The sequence below is a fragment of the Corallococcus sp. RDP092CA genome (assembly GCF_041903675.1).
In the GTDB taxonomy this organism is placed as follows: domain Bacteria; phylum Myxococcota; class Myxococcia; order Myxococcales; family Myxococcaceae; genus Corallococcus.
In genome coordinates, this window is sequence record NZ_JAYESI010000138.1 from 1 (window position 1) to 367 (window position 367).

1 protein-coding gene is annotated in these 367 nt (G+C 69.5%); it reads left to right on the forward strand.

The features are described 5' to 3' along the window. Nucleotides 1-367: AMP-binding protein (locus U8525_RS34515; RefSeq protein WP_374270978.1), on the forward strand; the 367-nt coding region annotated here is incomplete at both ends.

Genomic DNA, 367 nt, shown 5'->3' on the forward strand with positions numbered 1-367 from the left:
TGCTGCACCAGGTGGAGGCGCTGGCGGGTGTGTCGCAAGTGCTCGCGGGGGGCGACGTGCTGCCGGCCCAGCGGGTGCGTGAGCACCTGAAGCAGCTGCGGGAGGGGGCGGTGCTGGTGAATGGCTACGGCCCGACGGAGAACACCACCTTCTCGGCGACGTACACGCTGAGGAGGGAGACGGTGCTGGCGTCGTCGGTGCCCATCGGCAGGCCAATTGGGAACTCGACGGCCTACGTGCTGGACGGGCACGGAGAGGTGGTGGGAGTGGGAATGCCTGGGGAGCTGTACGTGGGGGGAGAGGGCCTCGCGTGGGGCTACCTCAACCGGGCGGACCTCACGGCGGAGCGCTTCGTGCCGAATGCCTT